This is a genomic window from Shinella sp. HZN7, from assembly GCF_001652565.1.
Lineage (GTDB): Bacteria > Pseudomonadota > Alphaproteobacteria > Rhizobiales > Rhizobiaceae > Shinella > Shinella granuli.
The window spans coordinates 3,763,567-3,783,142 of sequence record NZ_CP015736.1; the positions used below are offsets into that span (position 1 = coordinate 3,763,567).

Sequence of the window (19,576 nt, forward strand, 5' to 3'; positions counted from 1 at the left end):
CTTTCCGGTCGAGGTTAGAGGCCGAGCCCACGCTTGCGGCCGAAGTCCCAATCGACGCCGCCATCGTCGCGGGAGACGCCGGAGACGTGGCGGCCGATCTGTTTTTCGAGAGAGGGCGACCAGGGCACGAGCTGAAAGCCCAGGCCGTCGTCGATCATGGCGAAGCGACCGGAGGCGAGCGCGAGGCGCTGGCGATAGACGCCGGCGACATACTCGCCGGAGCCGGCGCGGTTGAACGCCGTGCCGGTCTCGGCCGCGAGCTTCTCGCCAAGCGCGCTGACCTCGCGGTCCCGCAATGTGTTGAGCAGCCTGCGGGCGAAGACGACGCGCCTGCCCTGCCGCTCCGCCAAGCCCTCGTCGATCAGGAGCTCGGCCCGTTGCTCCAGAGCGTGCTGCACCTCGGCGCCGAAACCGCCCTCCGACAGCGCAATCGGTTCGCGCGCGACCGATTGTCGATCGAGCCAGGTAGCGCCGGCGGCGTTCACCTGAGCGTGGATATCCAGATCGGAGCGGACGGCGAGCGCGACGCGGCGTTGTCCTTCCCCATCCTCCCAGGCACGCAGCTCGACGATCGAGCCGGTCGGGCTGTCGCCGGCAGCGTCGAGATGCGGCAGCTTGATATGGTGGGTGCGGCCGTCGACGCCATCGACCACGGCATAGGCGGTGCCCTTGAGCTCGTCATCGAGGCCGCGCTCGACCAGGCGACCGACAACGGGGACGTCGAGGCTCTCGCCGGCGAGCACATAGCTTGCGGAGCCGCGCTCGATGCCGCGCTCAGTGAGCGCGCGGTGCATGCGCTTGATGATGTCGCCACGCTCGCCGAGCTCGCGCAGGACTGTCTCGGCCTCCGGCCTGATGAACCACTGCGAATGACCGACCTGGCCGGCGACGCCAAGGACTTCGAGAGTCCGGAGCCGACCGACCTTCAGGGCGTGGAATTCGTCCGGCTGTCGATCGGCATGCGGCGCAAGATCGATGATGCCGGACTTGCCCGCATCACGGACAAGCTGCCGATCGAGCTGGGTCCAGCGTTCGGCTTCGACCTGCCGCTCGAGATTGCGGGTGATGTCGAGGTCGGTGCGCTGTCCAAGCTCCTGAGTGACGAGGTCAGCCGCGCGGGCGCGCATCCCCTCCTTGATGTAGTCACGCGAGATGACGAGGTCCTGGCCGTCGTCGGTGCGGCCGCGCAGGATAATATGGACATGGGGATTGTCGGTGTTCCAGTGGTCCACGGCCACCCAGTCGAGCCTAGTGCCGAGATCCTTTTCCATCTGGCCCATTAGTTCGCGCGTGTAGGACTTGAGGTCGGCCATGTCGGGCGCGTCCTCCGGCGAGACGATGAAGCGGAAATGATGCCGGTCCGGTTCGCATCGCTCCGCGAAGGCGCCGACCTCCATGTCGTCCTTCTCAGGGCCGAACATCCGCGCCTTCTCTCCGTCCCGGGTCACCCCGTCGCGGCGCAGATAGTTGAGGTGGGCGCCGAGCGGTGCGGACCGGGCCGAATGGCGAACCACCCTGGTCTTGATGACGACGATGCGCGAGCGCCCGGTCAGCAGGCGATTGGCCTGTATGCTGGCGCGCTGGCCGCGGCCGAAGCGGGAGCGTTTGCCCGAAGAGATCTTGCCGGAACGCGAAACGCGGCCGCCAGCCTTCTGTGCGGCAGCGAGCGCCTGCGCGACGAAGGGCCGAGCTTGCTGAGCGCGGGTAGAGCGAATGCGCCCCGGACGGATGCGGAACTCGCGGTCATCGGCCATGGCGAGACCCCGCGCCGTGCGAAACAGCTAGGAAAATCAGGAAGATGGGCGCGCAGCGCACGGTGCGCGTGAGCGCCGCACGGTGCGGAACGCGCCGAAAACATGAACAAAAGCAACCGACCGACCGAAGCGCACCGTGCGCCTTTTTATCTCGCCATCGTCCGGTTGTTGCGCCTGCCCCCACTCTCCGCGCTCTCCATGACACGCCAGAGCACGATGGGATGCGATTTGCCGCGGGGCCGCTCATGGCCGGTCCCCAGCGGCATTCCGGGCGACGAACAGGCCTTCCGGCTGTGCGGCGACAAGCATCTGCGGTGTCGCCGAGACGGGTGAAAGGGCGTCGTCCGACGACCGATCCTGAGACGTGGAATTGACAGGTGAAGCACCGAAATCACGCCCGACGAAGATCGCCGCCTCGCGCCAATCGAGCGGCCGGGCGACCGCCGAACCGCTCTTCGAAGGGCGCTCGCCGCGCAGCGCGGGCGCGAGCGAAGCGACATAAGCCCGCGTTTCGGCGGGCAGCGCTCGGCCCTTCGAACGATGCTCATCGTAGCGCGCCGGGCCGGCATTGTAGGCCGCGAGCATGGCGGCGATGTCGCCGTAGCGATCCCACATCTCGCGCAGGTACGCAGTACCCGCGAGGATGTTGTCGCGCGGATCGTAAGGATTGCGGCCGAGGCCGTGGCGGATGCGAAGCTCGGCCCAGGTGTCCGGCATGACCTGCATCAGACCCATCGCACCGGCCGAGGAGACGGCCCGCACGTCGCCCGCGCTCTCGGCGCGCATGACGGCGACGATCCATGCTGACGGAATGCCGAAGCGGCGCGATGCCTCGGCGATATGCGCCGCATGCGGATGCGCGGCGACGGTGCTCGTAGGCGACACGCTTTGCGCCAGAACCGTCGGCGTTGCGGCTGGGGTGAAGAGCAGGCCGGAAAGGAGAAGGAGCGCTGAGCGCCGGACGGTGGAAAAACGTCCGGCGCAGGCGCGGTTTCGGGGCGTCGCCATTCAGTCCTCCTGCCGCCTTTTGGAGGGCTGGACGGTGGTGAGCACCCAGGCAGAACCGTCGTCACCGGCGCGGAAGAGATTTGCGCGAAACGTGCCGCCGAGTAGCGGGCTGTAGATCGTGATCGAGACGAACTCGCCGGCCCGTTCGCCCACATGTATCCAGCCCGCGCCGATATCGAGGCCGTCTTCGTCACCGAGCAGGACGCGGTATTTCGGGGCGTTCTCGGTCTCCGAGGATTCGGCAGGAACGAGGGTCATTTCCTCTTTGATGCCGAGCGTTCGGAACTCGCCTTCGAAGCCAGCTTCCGTGCGCGTGAACTGTCCGATCTGGGCCATGGTCATCGTCTCCTGTGCTGCGGTGGGATTACGAAGGACGCGCGCTCACCGCGTCGGCGCGCGCCAGACGAAGCGACCATCGCCGTCCTCGTCGGTGAAAAGCGGGGTGGCCCGGCCGATCACCGCGGAGGCGGGAAACGGGCCGAAGTAGCGGCCGTCGAGGCTGTCGGCGGCTTCGAGGTTCATGAGGAAAAGTTCGCCGCCGCCGATCACGCCGCAGCCCCGCCAGATCGGCAGGTCGCGGCCACGGCTGTCGCGGTCGCGGGCCTCGCCGAGCGGAACGTCGTCAACCGTGATGGCGCGACCGTCGCGGCAAACGCGCTGTCCCGGTAGGCCGACGACGTGCTTGAGGATCGGCACGTCGCGGCCGACATAACCGCGTTCGACCATAAAGGAGGCGAATGGCTCGGGCGGCATGACGGCGACAAGATCCGGCACCTCGATCCGCCCGGTCGGCGAGACCGTGTAGAAGCCGACCGGCGCGCTCGCCGTCGCGTTCCAGATGAGTTTCAGCGGCATCGGCGTGGCGCTAGCCGCGGCGATGCCGAGCACGGCGACGGCCGTCGCCGCGAGGTAGCCGAGCCGCGTCATCGCCCGATCTCCCGCCGCCGAAGCCAGGCTTGATGGCGCTCGGCCGTGTACGGGCGCGGCATCTCGCCGGCATTCATCCAGTGCGCGACGTGCCGCCAGTGATCGGGATCGGCGTCCGCGGGATCAATGCCGAGTGCCTCGATGCCGTCGACATGGCGAAGCACGTCCTCGACCTTCGGCCAGCTTTCGATCTTCAGCAGGATGTCGCCGCCGGGACGCACGAAGGGCAGCGTCTGGAACGGCTCACCGCGGTCGACCGCGCGCACGATGTCCAGGCGCGAGATGATCGTTCCGTACTCATTCGCCGCCCAGCGGACGAGGCAGAAGATCGTGCCGGGCGCGAAGCCGACCACCCTGTGGCGGCGGTCGAGCTTCTGCTCGTAGCTTTCGCGGCCGAACCTGATCCAGTTCTCGATGCGCTTCTCGATCCAGGTGAGTTCGACGAGCGTGGTGAACGCGGCTGGACCGTCCGGCAACGGACGGCCGCCGATGCGGAGCGCCGCATTGCCGGTCATGGTGAGTCTCCTTGGGTGTCGGGGAATTCGCGCTCGAACAGCTCGCGCAGCATGTCGGCGACGGTGACGGCGCGGCTGAAGGCGGCGATCTTGATCCTGCCGCGCAGCTCAGGCGTGATGTCGATGGTGAGCCGGGCCGTGAAGGTCGCGGCTGCGCCATTGCGTGGCGGAGGCGTGTCCCCCGCTTTGATCCAACCGTCCGCATCGGCGGGGCGCTGCGCGAAGCCGCGCTTTTCGGCGGGGGCCGTCATGACGCGCCTCCGTCATGGAACGGCAGCACGGTGGCGATGCGGTCGCGGGCGCGGTCGGCCATCGTGGGGTCGATCTCGCAGCCGATATAGCGCCTGCCGGAGAGCCGGCAGGCTTCGCCGCCGGAACCCGAGCCGGCGAACCAATCGCCGACCAGGCCGCCTTCCGGGCAGCTCGTGCGGATAAGGATTTCGAGGAGCGCCGACGGCTTTTCAGTCGGGTGGATCGCGCGGCCGTGGCAGTTGCGCAGGTAGATGACCGACCGCATGAGGCGCGGCCCGCCGTCGTGGCTGACATAGTGGCCAGCATCAATCTGGCCGGTATGGGGCGGACGCTGCTTGCGTCGCACGGTCCGGGCTGTCGCGTCGGGCGTGGTCTGGACGTCGTTGTAGATGTCGCGCCAGGGCGTCTCGGCCGGATAGAACTGGACGGCCAGTTCATGCACGCGCTTGAAGCGGTCCGCATGGAAGCCGGTGCCGTTCTGCTTCTCCCAGACAATCTCCTGGGCGAGCCGCAGGCCAGCGTCGGCGAAGCGGTCGGCGGTTGCCATGAAGCTGCGCAGCGAACCGAAGACCCACATCGAGCCGGTTGGGGCAAGCGCCCCGCGCGCGAGTGCCAGCCAGCCCTCGACGCGGCGATCCCAGGCGAGCGATGTGTCCCCGTAAGGGGGATCGGCGAGGATCATGTCGAACGGGCCGCGCGCCGGCATGCGATCGCGGCAGTCTCCGGACAATATGATTTCGGGAAGAACTGTCATGGCGCGGTCTTCCCGATGCGAAGACGCTCGACCTCGGCCGCCAGCGCCGCGATCTCGCGCGCGGCGGGCGAACGCCGATCGATGTCCGAGGCGAGCCGCCCGGTCTGCGCGGCGTCAGCGAAGACGACGCGCTGGCCGATCGTTGTGGCGAGCACCGGCGGATCGTGGTCGGCCAGGGTCTCGGCGGTCTCGCGAGCGATGACAGTGCGGGCGCCGCAGCGGTTCAGCACGAAACGGGCGCCGAGTTGGGGCCGGTAGATGCGCGCCTCCGCCAGGAGCGCCAGCATCTCGGCGGAGGCCCAGCCATCGAGCGGCGACGGCTGCACCGGGATCAGCACGACGTCGGCGGCGAGCAGCGCGGAGCGCATGAGGCCGGCGACACGCGGCGGGCCATCGATGACAACGTGGTCGACGTCACGCGCGAGTTCGGGTGCTTCGCGGTGCAGTGTATCGCGTGCGAGACCGACGACGCCGAAGGCGCGCGGCAGGCCCTCGCGCGAGCGTTGCTGCGACCAGTCGAGCGCCGAGCCCTGCGGGTCGGCGTCGATCAGGGTCACGCGCTTACCGCGCATCGCCAACTCGCCGGCGAGATGGAGGGCGAGCGTCGTCTTGCCGACGCCGCCCTTCTGGTTGAGGAGAGCGACGATCATCGGCGTCCTCCCGGCGGATCGAGAGGAAGACGGGGCGTCTCGGGATCGATGGATGGAGAGGTTTCAACGCGGCGGCTTGCAGCCGTCTGTAGTGGCTCGGCCGGCGCGATTGGCGCGCTTTTCCTGGCGGTAACGCTGAGGCTTCTGGCGGCGTCGCGGATGAGGTTTTCCACATCGCGCGCGCGCTCTTCAAGGTTAGAGTCTATGTTAGACTCTAAGTTAAGGGCGCGATTTCGTGTGGAATTTCCGTGCGTTAAACCCTGTTTGGGTTCCTGATAGCACGAGCCTCGGGTTCCCGATAGCACGATAGTCCGGGTTCCCGATAGCACGAGGCCGTCCACAGCCTGTCCACAGGCGGGCAGCGGCTCGAAAGCGAGCAGTGCGCGGCCGCCAATTTCGGTTTCGAGGAACAGGGTGTAGCCGGGCAGCGGCTGGCGCCGGATGATGTCGCGCAGCTCGAAGGCGAAGCGCTTGAATGGCGACAAGCTGCCTGATTTCTGGTGAAGGTGCTGGAAGTCGAAGCGCCAGCCGGCGCGCTGGCGGCCACCGTGCTTGCGCACCAGGCGGTAAAGCCAGCGGTCGAGACCGCCCGTCAGGTCGAAATAGGTCCGGTCGATGGTCAGCACGAGCGCATCGTCGAGGACGGCCTGATAGAACCAGTCCGGCACGATCAGCTCGATGCCTTCGGGGCGGCCGTTGCGGTCGGTGCGCTCCTGCCACTCGTTGATCCACGAGAAGCGATGACGGCGGCCTTCGGCAGGCTGGCGGATCGAGGTGGAAACCGTCGTCGACTGCAGACGGTCGAGCGCGGCTTTGAGGCGCTGATAGTCGCGTGAGCTCGTGCCCCGGCCGACATAGGTGAGGATTTCATAGGGCGTGGCGGCCATCAGCCGCGAGGTACGAAGCCCATTATCGCGGGCTTCGACGATCTGGCTCGCCGCCCAGATCAGGATGTCGGCGTCCCAGATCGTGGCCATGCCGTGATCGGGGACCGCCTCCACCCGGATCGTCACGTTGCCGGCGGCGAAATCGATCGGCGCGACGCGATGGGTCTTGGAAAGGGAGAAGAAGGGATAGGCCATGAGATCCTGCGCGTCTCGTGGCGCGAAGTCGCCGGGAAGCGCCCGGAACAGATCGAGCTGCCCGCGCTCCGAAAGGGATCGACGCCGCACCGCCATGAAAGAAGCCAGCCGCGGTCAACGGGCGTAGCGGCCGACCTGCGGCGCGGACGAAATGGCGTGGCGCTTCGCCGGCAGCACAGAGCCGCGCGGATCGGAGGTCGACGTCACCGCGCCGCGAGCCGCCCAGGTTTCGAGGTCGTCGATTGCGTAGACGACGCGGCCACCGAGCTTGCGGTAGGCGGGACCGGTCCCGTAGGTCCGGTGCTTTTCGAGGGTGCGGGCCGAGAGGCTGAGAAATTCGGCCGCTTCCTTAGTGCGCAGGAAGCGCGGCGGGAGAACGACGGGTTCGTGTGGCATGGATCGGGCCTCCGTGGTGTTGGGGACGGCCGTCGCGGATCAGCGACGGGCAACGACCACGGTGGCGGAGGAGAGCCGGCGAGTTGCAGGGCGAAGTCGGGGGGTATCGAATTCGCCCACCATGCGCGGGGCGAGACCGGGCTAGGATTGGCGACGATGACGAAGGAGCTTTCGATAGCCGCCCGCGACCATGGCGCGGGCGTCCCGCAGGAGCGCCTTGATGGCGTGGCGGGCGGACGACGCCTGCCAGTCGTCGCGGCCGAGATGGTCGATGTGAAAAATGACCTCGGCGATTTCCTGCTGCGTCGCGCCGGCGCGATAGCCGTCGAAGGCGCGCAGCATCCGGCGCTGGCGGGCGCGTTGCTGACGTGTCAGTCGCGTGTCGGGCGGAATGGCGCGGCCGTGCAAGGCCGAGAGAAGTCGATAGACCGCTTCGATCCGGTCGAAGCCGTCTATGCCGAGGGGTATGGCGGCGACAGCAACCGTCTGCCCGTCATTGGCGCAGTCGATGATCTGGAGACGCTGCCCGTTTCCGAGAGCAAAGCGAAACGCTGTGTCATCTTCGCCCATCGGCGGATAGCGGCGCCATGGCTCGGGGGAGCACCTGCGAGACTAGCGTCGAGGTCAGGCGGGGCCTCGGTCAATACGACGACGCTCGTGTCTTCCTGCGTGAGCCAGAAAACGGGAGCGTCAGGAGGCGGTGTCAGGGGGTCGACGGGGAAATCGTAACCCCCACCGCCGCCGAATTTGCTCGGTGAGCGGCGTGTGGGTTCCGCGGCCAGAGGCCGAAGCCTCGAAGTCTGCATCATAGGCGTCGTTGCGGCGGAGCCATTCCCAGGCCAGATCGGATGCGGTCAATCTATCCAGGTGCTCATACCCCGAGGAACGCCAGGTCGATGCGTCAGGTGTCATCGCTGATCCTCCCAAGTTTCTGTCTAAATCTTTGGAGGGTTCACGATTCCCGTTTGGGTTGATCTGGGGAAGTCGGTCGCACATCAATAGGTGATGCGTTTCGCGCATCACCTATTGATGTGCGACTTCTGCTGGCTTTCACGGACCAGTTCGCGATAGCCGTGCTCGGTCATCCAACGGGCGCGAGCGAGATGCGCGTCGTGGATCAAGCGGCAGCGCTTCGGATCACGATCGGGATCGAGGCCAAACAGGATGTGCACTGCCTCACGCCAGTCAGCGCCGTCGCGCTCGGCATCAAGCAATCGCATATAGAGCTTCATGTGCTCACGATCATAAGATGTGAGTGTCTCGCTGAACGGTGGTTCTTCCAGAAACGTCTGCGTTGCCTGCCCCATCGAGCTCACCTATTCACGCGCGCCATATTCGTTCACTATTTCCCACGGGAAATAGCTGCATTTTATGACAAGGCTTGGCAACCGCGCGATCAACGCTGCTGCTTGGGAGTGTCGGCCCCGTCGTTCAGGAGAAGCACCCCTTTTCCCTTGTCGGTCGAAAGGAGAACGATCCCCGCTGCCTCGAGCGCTCGTCGAACCTGGTCGCGCGTCACCTCGTGCGTCCCCAATCCGCTGTCGGATTCGAGGCGCTTGAGCGCGGTCAATGCTACCCGGGCCTCGTCAGCGAGCGTCTCCTGTGTCCAACCCAGCAACGCGCGTGCGGCCCGTGATTGTCGGGCGGTGATCATGCATGATCACCTCCCATTCGGACCTACGCGCACGCCAGAACTACGACTATTTTAGTCGCCTGCGCTCGATATTGCGACCGAAATTTACCGATAGCACAAGCTTCAAGGGAAATCCTCGGCAACTGATTCGGTCGCCACCAAAGCCGGGGGCCTTACCGGGAGAGGGAAAGGGGTTTGGGGAAAGGGAGGAGGGAACCGTCCTCTTTCCCCAAGGGAGGATGTTTGAAGGAGGGCTTGCCCTTCCTTCATGGGGTGAGTTTGAGAGGGGCGGCTTGCCCCCTTTCATAAGCCAGGACAGTCGGTCGAACCGGCTGCCCTGGCTCCCGGCACAGAGATAAAGGCGAGAGGCGGCCGTGGCCGCCTCTCGCCTGGACCTTAATCGGTGTCGGGACCCCAGAGCGGGTTGCTCGCGGGGTCCTCGATGTCTCCGTCGTCGGGCGCCAACTCGCGGACCACCGCCCTGATCTCGTAGTCGCCGATCTTGGTGCGGCCCTGCGCGACGAGGATGCTAACCGCAGTCTCATTCGCCTCGATCGCCCGGATCGCATCCTCCATGTCGTCATACGGCCCGAGGTTCTCGATGGCGATGACGTCTCCGTCCTCGTCGTAGCCGCCGTGAAGGTACATCGGCGCGTCATTCAATCGTTCGAGAGCCCGCTCCGCGTCGTGGATAAGGCGAAAGCCCTCCGTTCGCTGCCTCCAATATTCCGCGCTGCCGCCATCGATGGTGATGATCTTGCGATGTGTCATGGAAAATCTCCTTTTCGTCTCTGACGAAAGGTGTCCACGCTGTAGCCCAGAGGGGTCAGGGACCGCCTTAGCGGCCGCCGTGCGGCAAGCGGAGGAACCGATTTTCTGGTTCGGCCCATCGGGTCGGAGCGGAAAATTGGAGGGGCCGCGCTGTCCTTGACGCCGGATGGGCTGGCGTACACTGGGAAGTCAGAGAGAGAGAGGAGTAGCCACGGCGTCGACCAGACGCCGTGTCCGAATAGGAATGGGGATGGTTTGGAAGGGGGTGTGACACCCCCTTCCATGGGAGGATGTTTGAAGGAGGGGCTTCGCCCTTCCTTCATGGGGAGAGATTGAGAGGGGCGGCTTGCCCCCCTTTCATAGGGCATCCGGCCGGTCGATCCGGTCGGAGACCCTGCGCTACGTCCCCCGGCAAACACTGCGGTCGAAAAGAATGGGAAGGTGGCCGCAACCACCTTGCCGGATACCCAAGAGATTGGCGCATCGGGATCAAACGGCGTCATCGGCCGCGCTGCAGGTCGGCCGGGATCGGGCCAGTAGTAGATGACGGCGGTCGGGATGTTCAGCCCGGTTTCCTCGGCGAGCCGGTCGAGGATCGGTCGTAGGCCGCACAGTTCGTTGTCCGTGCGCGTGGCGACTCCGTCCGAAGTTCTCGTGAAGGCCGCGAGGCGGCCCGAGATCCCGCCCATGCGATCCGCGGCCGCCGTCGCCGACAAAAAAGAGGGAGCTTAAGCTCCCTCCCTCGCCCGCTCCCGGCGCTCGGCCTCCGCGCGCGCGGCTTCGAGGCGTCGCAGCGTCTCGGCGCGCTCCTCGCGGGTGAGGATGCAGTGGTCGAGCTCGGCGATTTCGGCGTAGATGTCGAGAACCTGCGTCATGTGAACCTCCTTTGTCTCGATGACGGAGGCGATTGTCCGGGCGTTGGAGGGATGGGTCAGGGATCGCGAAGCGACCGGAGAATCCGGCGTCTGGGGGAGCCGATTTTGTCGTTGCGTAGCGGCGGCAAAATTGGGGGCACCGGGCGTCCTTGACGCGGCCCGACTGCCGGTATGATCGGCTTCTCATTGAGAGAAAGACGGTTGGGCACAGCGCTGCAACCGCGTTCAGCGACAGATGCGCGACGGTGGGGAAGCCCGGCGCGGCCGCGCTCCGCCATGAGCATGAAGGAACCCGGCGGCTCGCGCCGCCGGGTCTTTGGACCTCCCGCTCAGAACGGGATGTCGTCGTCGTAGTCGGGAAGCCCGCCGTTTTCGTTTTCGGTTTGCTTCGCCCGGCTCAGGAAATCGACCGTCTCGGCGATGATCTCGCATCCGTAGCGATCGTTGCCCTCCTGGTCCTTCCACTTCGAGTAGTGGATGCGACCGCGAACCAGAACCTTCATGCCTTTCTCGCAATAGTCCTGGATCGTCTTGCCGAGGCCGTTGAAGGCGGTGATGCGGTGCCATTCGGTGTCCTGGACCCGGTAGCCCTTCTCGTCCCGGACGACCTTGCCGTCCGAATAGCGGGGGCGCGAGGTGGCCAGCGTGAAGTGGGTGATCCGGGTGCCGCCCTGGGTGGTGCGGGTTTCGGGGGCCTGACCGATGTTGCCGGCGAGAATGACGATGTTCTGCATTGTAAGTCTCCGTTGCTTCTCGGAGAGACCATCCCTCCGACGAGACCCGGCCAAGGCCGTCGGGAGACTCCTGCACTGACGCCTTCGGCGGCAGCTTGACCCCCAAGGCCCCAGGTGGAGCGGGCAGCCGCGCCTGCGCGGCAACACGGGTGGGAGCTGCGGGGGTTGCCGGAGGAAACAGAACGGACTTAGGGGATCAGTCAGTCGGAGGGATTGGTGCCTCTGAAAGCACGAACACGGGGACACACAGCAGAACCATCGTCCTTGCCGGCAACAGCGAAGAGGCAGGCCCCATGGACCTGCGCCGCCTTCGAAAGACACCCGTTCATCTCTCCTTCCGGCCACCCGCGCCCTTCCTCGGACAGGCTGGACGGAACGAGAATAAAGAGGCTACCGGGCTCGTAGACGCGGAACAGCGCCGCGTCGCCACTGTCGATGGCAGAAGGCTCGATCCACTCGACCTGCGGAAAGGTTCGTGAAGGTCTCCGCGGCCGTATCCACTTTACGAAATGAATGAGCTGGCTGGCACGGCCTGTCTACGGCCTGCAGACCTCACGCCAACGACAGACTTCCTGAGCCGGGCGAAGCAAACCGAAAGCGAAGTATGGTGTGGGCAGCAGTGTCGTGGCAGCGCGTCAGTGCGGGAAATCCAAGCCCGGCGGCGCGAGCCGCCGGCTTTCTTCGCTGAGACCGGCGGGTCGCCGCCGGCCCATCACCGAGAAAATATCGACACGCCGAGGGCGTTCAGATTGACCATGGCCGCGATGCCGATGAACAGACCGGCGCTGGCGGAAAGTAGATTGAGCATCAAGCCGGGGTCGATCGCGTTTTTCGCTACACCATGGATGAGCGCATAGCCGGCGATGACGGCCGGTACGGCGAAGACGGCGAGAGCGATCAGCCGCAGCGCCGGATTCCTGGCAAAGCCGAGAACCGCGAGTACGAGACCGATCGACAGCAATGCCGCGCTGACGGCGGCCAGCCCCGACAAGAAGATGCCGGCTCCAGCGCCCCAGGCATATTGGGCGGCCGACAGGCCAACCATGAACGGCAAAGCGTAGATCGCGAGATTGTAGGCGAAGACGCAGAAGGCGATCGTCAAGGAGATGGCGAGAAGGATGAGCGACATGGAAACCTCCACATGATCGGTTGAGGATCACGACAGGCTGCCTGTAGATACGCTCCGCCTGCGACTATGCGACTTTTCCGGTTCTGCAAGGATGTTTCATAAGAGCCATCAACCTCTCCGATAGTCAAGTATTGGCGGCTGGAATAGCCGCCAGCGGCGGCGCTTACGCGCCGCCGTCGAACTGCATGGTGGGAATGCCGAGCTTGCGGGCCTTGTCCGCGAGGTTTCCCTGAATGCCTCCGCCGCCGAAGACGAGGACGCCGACCGGCAGCACCTCCAACATCGTGTCGTTACGCTTGTATGGAGCCTGCTTCGCCGGATACTTCTCGAAGTCGGGCGTGAAGGCGATCTGCGGCACCTTGCGGTTTTCTGCCCAGCGGGCGGCTATGCGTTCCGCGCCAGTCTTCGCGCCGCCGTGAATGAGCACCATGTCGGCGTGCTTCGCACGGACCTGATCGAGCTTCGCCCAGATCAGGGTGTGGTCGTTGAAGTCGGTTCCGCCCGAGACGGCGACTTTCGGACCGGCGGGCAGCAGCACCTCTTTCTCAGCCCGGCGCTTCGCGGCAAGGTAGTCTCTGGAGTCGATCATCGCGGCGGTCAGATTGCGATGGCTGACCTTCGAGCCGGTGCGGGGCCGCCAAGCGCTGCCGGTGTGGTGCTCGAAGGCTTCAGCGGCGACGTCGCGGAAGAGTTCCATGCTGTTGCGCCGTTCGATCATGGTCTGGCCCTCTGCCGTGAGGCGTTCGAGCTCGACCGACTTCACCTCGCTGCCGTCCTGTTCTTTCTGAAGCCGGCGCTGCGCCCGCTCGTTGTCGTCCAGCTCGCGCTCCACCCGGCCCGTGGCGCGGTGGAAGAGATTGACGGTTCCCCAAAGCAGTTCTTCGAGATCGGGTTCGAGGCGGGTGTCGCCGAGTGTCGCGACGAGGGAATCGAAGATATCTGCGACGGCTGCGGCGACGGCGTTGCCCTCCGGAAGCGGCCTCGGATCGGGTTCGTCCTGATACGGCCGCCAGCCGTAGAGCTGGAGTTCATTGAGGACATGATCGGTGGGAGAAGAGGTGTGGATCGGCTCGTAGCCTGCGATTTCGTCTTCGTTCGTCATCGTGAGCGTCCTTGCTTGGAGACCGCGCCCATCGCGGCCTTCGCAGGCGTCGACGCCCACAGGCGGCCCGGACTGGCAGCCCTCGCCTCTCGCGAGGGCCTCGATGGCCAAGCCCGGCTATTTTGCTTCGCGCTGCAAAGGCGGGGCTCGCCCCGCCGGCGGAAAATAGCCGGGCGCCGCGCCATTGCCCGACCGGGCCGTTTGTGGGCCGATCGCCCTTTCAGAAGGCCGTGGGCGTGGGCTCTCCGACAGCAAAGGTCGCTTGCGGTGATGAGAGGAGACGGCAGGTGAAGACGCCTGTACCGCGCCGCGTCCCCTGCCGATCGCCTCAGCCCTCCACGAAGCGGCGGACGTCAGCGGGATGAACCTGCTCCAACAGGGTCGCCCGGAGGGCGTCGACGCCGCGCCAGCGCAGATCCTCGTTGAAGTCCTCAAGCTTCGGCGACAGTGAAATCGCCTCGATTCCGAGGCTCGTTGCTCTGGCGACCAGGCTGTCTCGCGCACCGTCCCCTGCCGGATCGCGATCCCGGAGGACATAGAGCCTGCGAAGGCTCAGTGGGAACAGGACGGCAGCGAGATGTGCGGCCGAAAGCGCCGCCATCATCGGCATGTGGGGCAAGACCTGACGGGGCGACAGCACGGTCTCGATGCCTTCGCCGGCCGCCAGCACCTCACCGGCGACGCCGAAGCGGACACCGTGCCCGAGAAGATCGCCCATCGCCCGCCGCGGTGAATCGACGGGCGCCTTGCCCGAACCGTCCGGTGAAAGCCAGGTGCGGTGCGCGCCGGTCTGCCTGCCGTCGAGATCGGTGACGGACGCGACGATCGCCGGCCAGATCTCGGTGGGCGAATGCGCGTCCGGTTTATAGTAGCACCGCCCATGGTAGCGCAGCGCGGCGACGCCGGAGAGGGACGTGATCGCCCGCCCGTTGAGGTAGATTTCCGCAAGCGTGCCGTCGATCGGCTGCGACATCGCGAAAAGCCGGCGGGAGGCTTCCGGCGATCCCGACGGCGCGGGGCTGGAGGTGCTGCCGGTCGGCGTCCCCGTCTCCTCCGGCTCGGGATGCGGGAGCGAGAGGAACCGGCGTGCTTCCTCGGCCACGTCCTTGAAGTCGACGAGGCCGAGCGCCTCGCGGATCACGTCAAGCAGATCGCCATGCTCGCCCGTCGATGCGTCGGTCCATTTTCCCGCCGCGCCCTTGCCGGTTTCCGGCCCGGTCAGGCGCACGAACATCGAGCGTCCGGGGCTGTTGCGCGCATCGCCGACCTGCCAGTAGCGTCCGGCGCGCCGGCCAGACGAAAGGTATTCGCGGCAAACCGCTTCGGCGTGATGGCCGAGACGGACCGCCAGCTCGGAGGCGTCGTGACGGGGCATCACGCCGCCTCCCTCTCGCCGATGCGCTCGACCGGCCAGCGGTCGAGCACCCTGGCGAGCACGTCCGGGCCGTTGGCGTCGGTCGGCACGAACATGCGCAGCTTCCACGAGATGATCTCGTGGAACAGGCCGTAGGCCGTCAGGCGCTCGCGCATCGTGTCGTCGAAGCCCGACAGTTCGATGCGGTTCGCGCCCATGACGCGCGCCCGGCGAAGCTGAAGCCCCTCGGTGAGGTCGAGGATGGTGCGGCCGTCCATCAAGGCCGTGAAGGCGTCGTCGGGCGTGATCGACGCGGCGCTGGTCGTGGTCGCGGTCGCCGCCCATGCTGGGGATACCTGGCGGCCGATGATGCGCTCACCCTCGTCGGTCTGGAGCCGGTAGACGCGCGTCGAGTCGTTCGGCAGCCGCTTCCAGATCGGGAGAAGCAGGCCCGTGACCATGTGGAGCGTCGCGTCGGTGAACTCCGGCACCTCCGCGATCTCGGCGCTCCAGGCCGAGGTGAAGGTCTCCCGGTCGGCTTCGACCCAATGGGTCTCGCCCATGAAGCGCACCGGGATATTGTGCGCCTCGGTCGGGCGGATCAGGCGGACGCGCCGTTCGACCTCGCCATCATCGAGCATCACGCTGCTGGCCGGGATTTGCACGGCGGCCCGGCCTGAGCGCTCATTGACGAGGAGCTTCGCACGCGGATCGCCGAGTTCGGCGAGAGCCGTGTCGAGCGTCACCGGCCGGTTGCGCCTGCGCTCGTTGATCGTCAGCAGGCTGGTTTCCGCGCCGGTGCGCGGATGGGTGTAGATCGTCTGGCGATCGACGACGACGAAGCTTTCGGCGCGCAGCGTCTCCAGCCCGGCATCATAGATGCCCGATGCGATCGCGCCCTCGATGCGGGCAGTCAGGAGCTGCTCGAAAGCCGTGAAGAGGATGCCCTGAAGCTCGATGGTGAGCGCGAGCAGCCGGTTGAGGAACGTCGTGATCGGCGGCAGCTCGTCCTTGATGCCGGTCGAGTCCATCAGCTTCAGGCCGGTGGCGGACTCGAAGCGGTCGAGCGAGCAGCCCTCGACCTTGCCGCGCACCAGCAGCATATAGAGCTGACGTAGCGCATCGCGGGCGTAGTGGCTCTCCAGATTATCCTCGGGCCGGAACAGTCCTTGGCCGCCGGTCTGGCGCTGGCCGCGCGTGATCGCGCCCAGCGTGTCGAGGCGGCGGGCGATGGTGCTGAGGAAGCGCTTCTCCGCTTTCACGTTGGTCGAGATCGGCCGGAAGAGCGGCGGCTGCGCCTGGTTGGTGCGGTGCGTGCGGCCGAGGCCCTGAATGGCGGTGTCCGCCTTCCAGCCCGCCTCGAGCAGATAGTGGACGCGCAGTCGCGTGTTCTTCGCCGCCTTCTCCGCATGGTAGCTGCGGCCGGTGCCGCCGGCATCCGAGAAGACGAGCACGCGCTTGGCGTCGTCCATGAACGCCTGCGTCTCCGCGAGATTGGCGGCCCCGGCGCGCGTTTCGACGACCAGCCGGTCGATGGTGACGCTGCCGCCGCGCTTGCGGACGATGCGCCGCGAGCGGCCCGTTACCTCGGCGACCATGTCGGCGCCGAAATGCTGGACGAGTTGGTCGAGCGCGCCGGGAACCGGCGGCAGGCTGGCGAGCTTGGCGATCAGCGCGTCGCGGCGGGCGACGGCTTCGCGGCTTTCGACCGGCTGACCGTCGCGATAGACCGGGCGCGACGACAGGTTTCCTTCCGAGTCCGTGAACGGCTCGTAGAGCTGGACCGGGAAGGAATGGGCAAGATAGTCGAGGACGTATTCGCGCGGGGTGATATCCACGCGCACATCGTTCCACTCCTCGGTCGGCAGTTCCGCCAGCCGCCGTTCCATCAGCGCCTCGCCGGTCGAGACGATCTGGATGACGGCCGAATGGCCAGCTTCCAGATCGGCGGCGATCGAGCGAAGCAGGGTCGGCGTCTTCATCGAGGTCAACAGATGGCCGAAGAAGCGCTGCTTGGCGCTCTCGAAGGCCGAGCGGGCGGCGGATTTCGCCTGCCTATTGAGCGTGCCCGACCCGCCTTCGCCGCCGCCGGTGATGTTGGCGGCCTGCATCGCGGCATCCAGATTGTTATGGATGATGGCGAAGGCCGCGGCATAGGCGTCGTAGATGCGGACCTGCTGGGGCGTCAGCTCGTGCTCGACCAGCTCGTATTCGACGCCGGCGAAGGAGAGCGAGCGGGCGGTGTAGAGACCGAGCGCGCGAAGGTCGCGGGCGAGTACCTCCATCGCCGCCACGCCGCCGGCCTCGATCGCCTCGACGAACTCGGCGCGCGTCGCGAACGGGAAATCCTCGCCTCCCCAAAGGCCGAGCCGCTGCGCATAGGCAAGATTGTGGACGGTGGTCGCGCCGGTGGCGGAGACATAGACGATCCGGGCGTTCGGCAGCGCATGCTGGAGACGCAGGCCGGCGCGGCCCTGCTGCGAAGCGGCCACATCGCCGCGTTCTCCCTTGCCGCCAGCGGCATTCTGCATCTGGTGCGCCTCGTCGAAAATGATCACTCCATCGAAGTCGGAGCCGAACCATTCGACGATTTGCCTGACCCGCGAAACCCTTTCTCCGCGGTCGTCGGAGCGCAGCGTGGCATAGGTTAGAAATAGGATGCCCTCGTTCAGCGTGATCGGCTTGCCCTGCGGGAACCGCGACAGCGGCGTGACCAGCAGGCGCTCCATGCCGAGCGCGCCCCAGTCGCGCTGCGCGTCCTCCAGGAGCTTGTCCGACTTCGAGATCCAGACCGCCTTGCGGCGTCCCTGGAGCCAGTTGTCGAGGATGATCGCAGCCGATTCACGTCCCTTGCCGACGCCGGTCCCGTCGCCGATCATGAAGCCTTGACGGAGTCGGACGGCGCCCTTGGCGTCCTCGGCCGCGACGGTCAGCTTGTCGAAGGTGTCGTCGACCGTCCACGCGCCGACGAGGAAATCGGAATGCGCCTCGCCGGCATAGATGACCGTTTCTAGCTGCGCGTCCGAAAGCAGGCTGAGCATGTTCCCCGGCAGCGTCGGGCGATAGCTCGGCCGCGGCGGGGCGACGCTCGCCATCGACGCCGACTGCACGAGCTGGGTCGGATGCGCCTGCGCCCCTGTGATCCGGATGGTCTGGAGGCTGTATTCTTCATAGATCGCGTCCGACAGACGCCCGACCTCGGCGGGCGTCCAGTCGACAGTCTCGTAGAAGAGCGGAATGCCCTCCGGTTCGGTATGCGGCACAGCCGGCGCGGCCCTGGCCGCCCGGTTGATATAGGCGCGCACGGTGCGGGGCGCGGCTGGCGCGGCAACCGGCACTGCAATAGCGGGATCGATAGGCAGGCGGGCCGGAAGATGCTCGGTCAGCCATCCGATGAGCGTGGCGACGTCCGGCGCGACGCCGGGCGCGGCCGGGAACACGTACGGATCATCGGCCGGAAGCTTGTCGATGACGGTCAGCCGCGTCGGAATGGTCGTGCCATGCTTGGCATAGACCGAACCGTCGATCGCGGCGGAGAACACGACGCGGCCGTGTTCCTGCAACCGGGCATAGGCCGAGGACCAGGCCGGAGCGTCGGGCGCGAAATTCGCCCCGGTGATCGCCACGAGCCGGCCGCCGGGCGCAAGGCGCGACAGCGCCGAGGCGACATGGCGGAATGCGGCGTCCGCCATGCGGCCCTCGACATTCGCCATGACCGAGAATGGGGGGTTCATGAGAACGACGGTCGGGTGGAGGTCCCGTTCAAGGTGATCGTCGATCTGGGCCGCGTCGAAGCGCGTGACGGCAAGGGCCGGAAAGAGGTGGGAGAGAAGATCCGCGCGAGTTTCGGCCAGCTCGTTGAGCAGCAGCGAGCCGCCGGCGATCTCGGCCAGGATGGCGAGGAGGCCGGTGCCGGCCGAAGGCTCCAGCACGCGGTCGGCCGGCGTGATGGCCGCGGCAAACGAGGCTGCCAGGCCGAGCGGGATCGGCGTCGAGAACTGCTGGAAGGTCTGCGCCTCCTCGGAGCGGCGCGTATGCGTCGGCATCAGGCCGGCGATCTTGACGAACTGCGGCAGGATCGCAGCGGGTGATCCGGCTTTGCGGAAAAGCGGCTTTCCGTATTTGCGCAGCAAGAGGACAGTCGCCGCCTCGCAGGCGTCATAGGCCGTCTTCCAGTCCCAGGCACCGGTGGTGTCGGACGCGCCGAACGCGGATTCCATTGCAGCGCGCAGTGTGGCGGCGTCGACGCGCTGGCCGCGTTCGAGATGAGGAAGGAGGAACTGTGCCGCCGCGAAGACGGCGGCGGAGATATCGGTATCGGCGGCGAGCGCGATCGGCGCGGTGGCGGATGCCGCCGCGGACACGGAGATCATGGTCATCGGAGAAGCCTCGGGAGAGCAGGGCGGGATCGAGCCCGCGCAGCGCTCTCTCTCGACCGCACCGGCTCAAACCCGTCCCGGCCTCGCTCTCCCTCTCATGCCATCAACCAGATCGCCGAACGCCGCCGATCGCGGCCCGCGGTGCTCTACCGTGACGTCGTCGCGGCGAAGCCTTTGGTTTACTATTGGAAGAAAGGATTTGAGGCGAATTCGGCCTCGCAGATCTGGAGAATATGAGAGTATTTGAAAGGAATACGCGCG

21 protein-coding genes are annotated in these 19,576 nt (G+C 66.4%); all 21 read right to left on the minus strand.

What is annotated here, in order from left to right; all coding sequences use genetic code 11:
* Window positions 1–14: 14 nt before the first annotated feature.
* Complete coding sequence (locus shn_RS18130; RefSeq protein WP_064331652.1) at window positions 15–1,754, minus strand: VirD2 family relaxase/mobilization nuclease; 1,740 nt, start codon at window positions 1,752–1,754, stop codon at window positions 15–17.
* Window positions 1,755–1,997: 243 nt separating this feature from the next.
* Window positions 1,998–2,762 carry a lytic transglycosylase domain-containing protein gene (locus shn_RS18135; RefSeq protein ID WP_064331653.1) on the minus strand — a complete coding sequence of 255 codons (765 nt, stop codon included), beginning with the start codon at window positions 2,760–2,762 and terminating at the stop codon, window positions 1,998–2,000.
* Window positions 2,763–3,098, minus strand: a complete 336-nt coding sequence (locus shn_RS18140; RefSeq protein WP_064331654.1) for a DUF736 domain-containing protein — start codon at window positions 3,096–3,098, stop codon at window positions 2,763–2,765.
* A gap of 45 nt (window positions 3,099–3,143) precedes the next feature.
* Window positions 3,144–3,689, minus strand: coding sequence for a S26 family signal peptidase (locus shn_RS18145; protein WP_064331655.1), 546 nt, complete (start codon window positions 3,687–3,689; stop codon window positions 3,144–3,146).
* Window positions 3,686–4,204 carry a DUF2840 domain-containing protein gene (locus shn_RS18150; RefSeq protein WP_064331656.1) on the minus strand — a complete coding sequence of 173 codons (519 nt, stop codon included), beginning with the start codon at window positions 4,202–4,204 and terminating at the stop codon, window positions 3,686–3,688. Before shn_RS18150 ends, shn_RS18145 begins: the two co-directional genes overlap by 4 nt.
* Complete coding sequence (locus shn_RS18155; RefSeq protein WP_064331657.1) at window positions 4,201–4,455, minus strand: hypothetical protein; 255 nt, start codon at window positions 4,453–4,455, stop codon at window positions 4,201–4,203. Before shn_RS18155 ends, shn_RS18150 begins: the two co-directional genes overlap by 4 nt.
* Window positions 4,452–5,210 carry a site-specific DNA-methyltransferase gene (locus shn_RS18160; RefSeq protein ID WP_064331658.1) on the minus strand — a complete coding sequence of 253 codons (759 nt, stop codon included), beginning with the start codon at window positions 5,208–5,210 and terminating at the stop codon, window positions 4,452–4,454. The genes shn_RS18155 and shn_RS18160 overlap by 4 nt, the downstream gene beginning before the upstream one ends.
* A complete protein-coding gene (gene parA / locus shn_RS18165; protein WP_064331659.1) occupies window positions 5,207–5,860 on the minus strand; it encodes a ParA family partition ATPase in 654 nt (217 codons plus the stop codon). Before parA ends, shn_RS18160 begins: the two co-directional genes overlap by 4 nt.
* On the minus strand, window positions 5,857–7,038 hold the full coding sequence (locus shn_RS18170; RefSeq protein WP_064331660.1) for a replication initiator protein A: 1,182 nt from the start codon (window positions 7,036–7,038) through the stop codon (window positions 5,857–5,859). Before shn_RS18170 ends, parA begins: the two co-directional genes overlap by 4 nt.
* A gap of 18 nt (window positions 7,039–7,056) precedes the next feature.
* Complete coding sequence (locus tag shn_RS18175; protein ID WP_064331661.1) at window positions 7,057–7,338, minus strand: AlpA family transcriptional regulator; 282 nt, start codon at window positions 7,336–7,338, stop codon at window positions 7,057–7,059.
* A gap of 141 nt (window positions 7,339–7,479) precedes the next feature.
* Window positions 7,480–7,908 (minus strand): DUF2285 domain-containing protein, encoded by a 429-nt coding sequence (locus shn_RS18180; RefSeq protein ID WP_064331662.1) that lies wholly within the window; start codon window positions 7,906–7,908, stop codon window positions 7,480–7,482.
* A gap of 120 nt (window positions 7,909–8,028) precedes the next feature.
* Window positions 8,029–8,358 (minus strand): transcriptional regulator domain-containing protein, encoded by a 330-nt coding sequence (locus tag shn_RS37085; RefSeq protein ID WP_371328571.1) that lies wholly within the window; start codon window positions 8,356–8,358, stop codon window positions 8,029–8,031.
* Window positions 8,358–8,645 (minus strand): DNA -binding domain-containing protein, encoded by a 288-nt coding sequence (locus shn_RS18185; RefSeq protein WP_064331663.1) that lies wholly within the window; start codon window positions 8,643–8,645, stop codon window positions 8,358–8,360. Before shn_RS18185 ends, shn_RS37085 begins: the two co-directional genes overlap by 1 nt.
* 89 nt (window positions 8,646–8,734) lie before the next feature.
* Window positions 8,735–8,992: a helix-turn-helix transcriptional regulator gene (locus shn_RS18190; protein ID WP_064331664.1), complete on the minus strand. Its 258-nt coding sequence runs from the start codon at window positions 8,990–8,992 to the stop codon at window positions 8,735–8,737.
* Between the two features lie 375 nt (window positions 8,993–9,367).
* Window positions 9,368–9,742 carry a hypothetical protein gene (locus tag shn_RS18195; RefSeq protein WP_064331665.1) on the minus strand — a complete coding sequence of 125 codons (375 nt, stop codon included), beginning with the start codon at window positions 9,740–9,742 and terminating at the stop codon, window positions 9,368–9,370.
* Window positions 9,743–10,470: 728 nt separating this feature from the next.
* A complete protein-coding gene (locus tag shn_RS36460; RefSeq protein WP_168168928.1) occupies window positions 10,471–10,617 on the minus strand; it encodes a hypothetical protein in 147 nt (48 codons plus the stop codon).
* A gap of 329 nt (window positions 10,618–10,946) precedes the next feature.
* Window positions 10,947–11,351, minus strand: coding sequence for a single-stranded DNA-binding protein (locus shn_RS18200; RefSeq protein ID WP_064331666.1), 405 nt, complete (start codon window positions 11,349–11,351; stop codon window positions 10,947–10,949).
* 712 nt (window positions 11,352–12,063) lie between these two features.
* Entirely contained in the window at window positions 12,064–12,480 is a 417-nt protein-coding gene (locus tag shn_RS18205) for a hypothetical protein (RefSeq protein WP_064331667.1), read from the minus strand.
* Between the two features lie 163 nt (window positions 12,481–12,643).
* Window positions 12,644–13,582, minus strand: coding sequence for a DUF2493 domain-containing protein (locus shn_RS18210; protein WP_064332690.1), 939 nt, complete (start codon window positions 13,580–13,582; stop codon window positions 12,644–12,646).
* 328 nt (window positions 13,583–13,910) lie between these two features.
* Window positions 13,911–14,957 (minus strand): toprim domain-containing protein, encoded by a 1,047-nt coding sequence (locus shn_RS18215; protein ID WP_064331668.1) that lies wholly within the window; start codon window positions 14,955–14,957, stop codon window positions 13,911–13,913.
* Window positions 14,957–19,315, minus strand: coding sequence for a strawberry notch family protein (locus shn_RS18220; RefSeq protein ID WP_064331669.1), 4,359 nt, complete (start codon window positions 19,313–19,315; stop codon window positions 14,957–14,959). Before shn_RS18220 ends, shn_RS18215 begins: the two co-directional genes overlap by 1 nt.
* Window positions 19,316–19,576 lie beyond the last annotated feature (261 nt).

What these genes read in the sequence shown, in the direction of transcription:
- shn_RS18130 (WP_064331652.1), bottom strand. Translation starts at nt 1,754, where the DNA reads ATGGCCGATGACCGCGAGTTCCGCATCCGTCCGGGGCGCATTCGCTCT.
- shn_RS18135 (WP_064331653.1), bottom strand. Translation starts at nt 2,762, where the DNA reads ATGGCGACGCCCCGAAACCGCGCCTGCGCCGGACGTTTTTCCACCGTC.
- shn_RS18140 (WP_064331654.1), bottom strand. Translation starts at nt 3,098, where the DNA reads ATGGCCCAGATCGGACAGTTCACGCGCACGGAAGCTGGCTTCGAAGGC.
- shn_RS18145 (WP_064331655.1), bottom strand. Translation starts at nt 3,689, where the DNA reads ATGACGCGGCTCGGCTACCTCGCGGCGACGGCCGTCGCCGTGCTCGGC.
- shn_RS18150 (WP_064331656.1), bottom strand. Translation starts at nt 4,204, where the DNA reads ATGACCGGCAATGCGGCGCTCCGCATCGGCGGCCGTCCGTTGCCGGAC.
- shn_RS18155 (WP_064331657.1), bottom strand. Translation starts at nt 4,455, where the DNA reads ATGACGGCCCCCGCCGAAAAGCGCGGCTTCGCGCAGCGCCCCGCCGAT.
- shn_RS18160 (WP_064331658.1), bottom strand. Translation starts at nt 5,210, where the DNA reads ATGACAGTTCTTCCCGAAATCATATTGTCCGGAGACTGCCGCGATCGC.
- parA (WP_064331659.1), bottom strand. Translation starts at nt 5,860, where the DNA reads ATGATCGTCGCTCTCCTCAACCAGAAGGGCGGCGTCGGCAAGACGACG.
- shn_RS18170 (WP_064331660.1), bottom strand. Translation starts at nt 7,038, where the DNA reads ATGGCGGTGCGGCGTCGATCCCTTTCGGAGCGCGGGCAGCTCGATCTG.
- shn_RS18175 (WP_064331661.1), bottom strand. Translation starts at nt 7,338, where the DNA reads ATGCCACACGAACCCGTCGTTCTCCCGCCGCGCTTCCTGCGCACTAAG.
- shn_RS18180 (WP_064331662.1), bottom strand. Translation starts at nt 7,908, where the DNA reads ATGGGCGAAGATGACACAGCGTTTCGCTTTGCTCTCGGAAACGGGCAG.
- shn_RS37085 (WP_371328571.1), bottom strand. Translation starts at nt 8,358, where the DNA reads ATGCGCGAAACGCATCACCTATTGATGTGCGACCGACTTCCCCAGATC.
- shn_RS18185 (WP_064331663.1), bottom strand. Translation starts at nt 8,645, where the DNA reads ATGGGGCAGGCAACGCAGACGTTTCTGGAAGAACCACCGTTCAGCGAG.
- shn_RS18190 (WP_064331664.1), bottom strand. Translation starts at nt 8,992, where the DNA reads ATGATCACCGCCCGACAATCACGGGCCGCACGCGCGTTGCTGGGTTGG.
- shn_RS18195 (WP_064331665.1), bottom strand. Translation starts at nt 9,742, where the DNA reads ATGACACATCGCAAGATCATCACCATCGATGGCGGCAGCGCGGAATAT.
- shn_RS36460 (WP_168168928.1), bottom strand. Translation starts at nt 10,617, where the DNA reads ATGACGCAGGTTCTCGACATCTACGCCGAAATCGCCGAGCTCGACCAC.
- shn_RS18200 (WP_064331666.1), bottom strand. Translation starts at nt 11,351, where the DNA reads ATGCAGAACATCGTCATTCTCGCCGGCAACATCGGTCAGGCCCCCGAA.
- shn_RS18205 (WP_064331667.1), bottom strand. Translation starts at nt 12,480, where the DNA reads ATGTCGCTCATCCTTCTCGCCATCTCCTTGACGATCGCCTTCTGCGTC.
- shn_RS18210 (WP_064332690.1), bottom strand. Translation starts at nt 13,582, where the DNA reads ATGACGAACGAAGACGAAATCGCAGGCTACGAGCCGATCCACACCTCT.
- shn_RS18215 (WP_064331668.1), bottom strand. Translation starts at nt 14,957, where the DNA reads ATGCCCCGTCACGACGCCTCCGAGCTGGCGGTCCGTCTCGGCCATCAC.
- shn_RS18220 (WP_064331669.1), bottom strand. Translation starts at nt 19,315, where the DNA reads ATGACCATGATCTCCGTGTCCGCGGCGGCATCCGCCACCGCGCCGATC.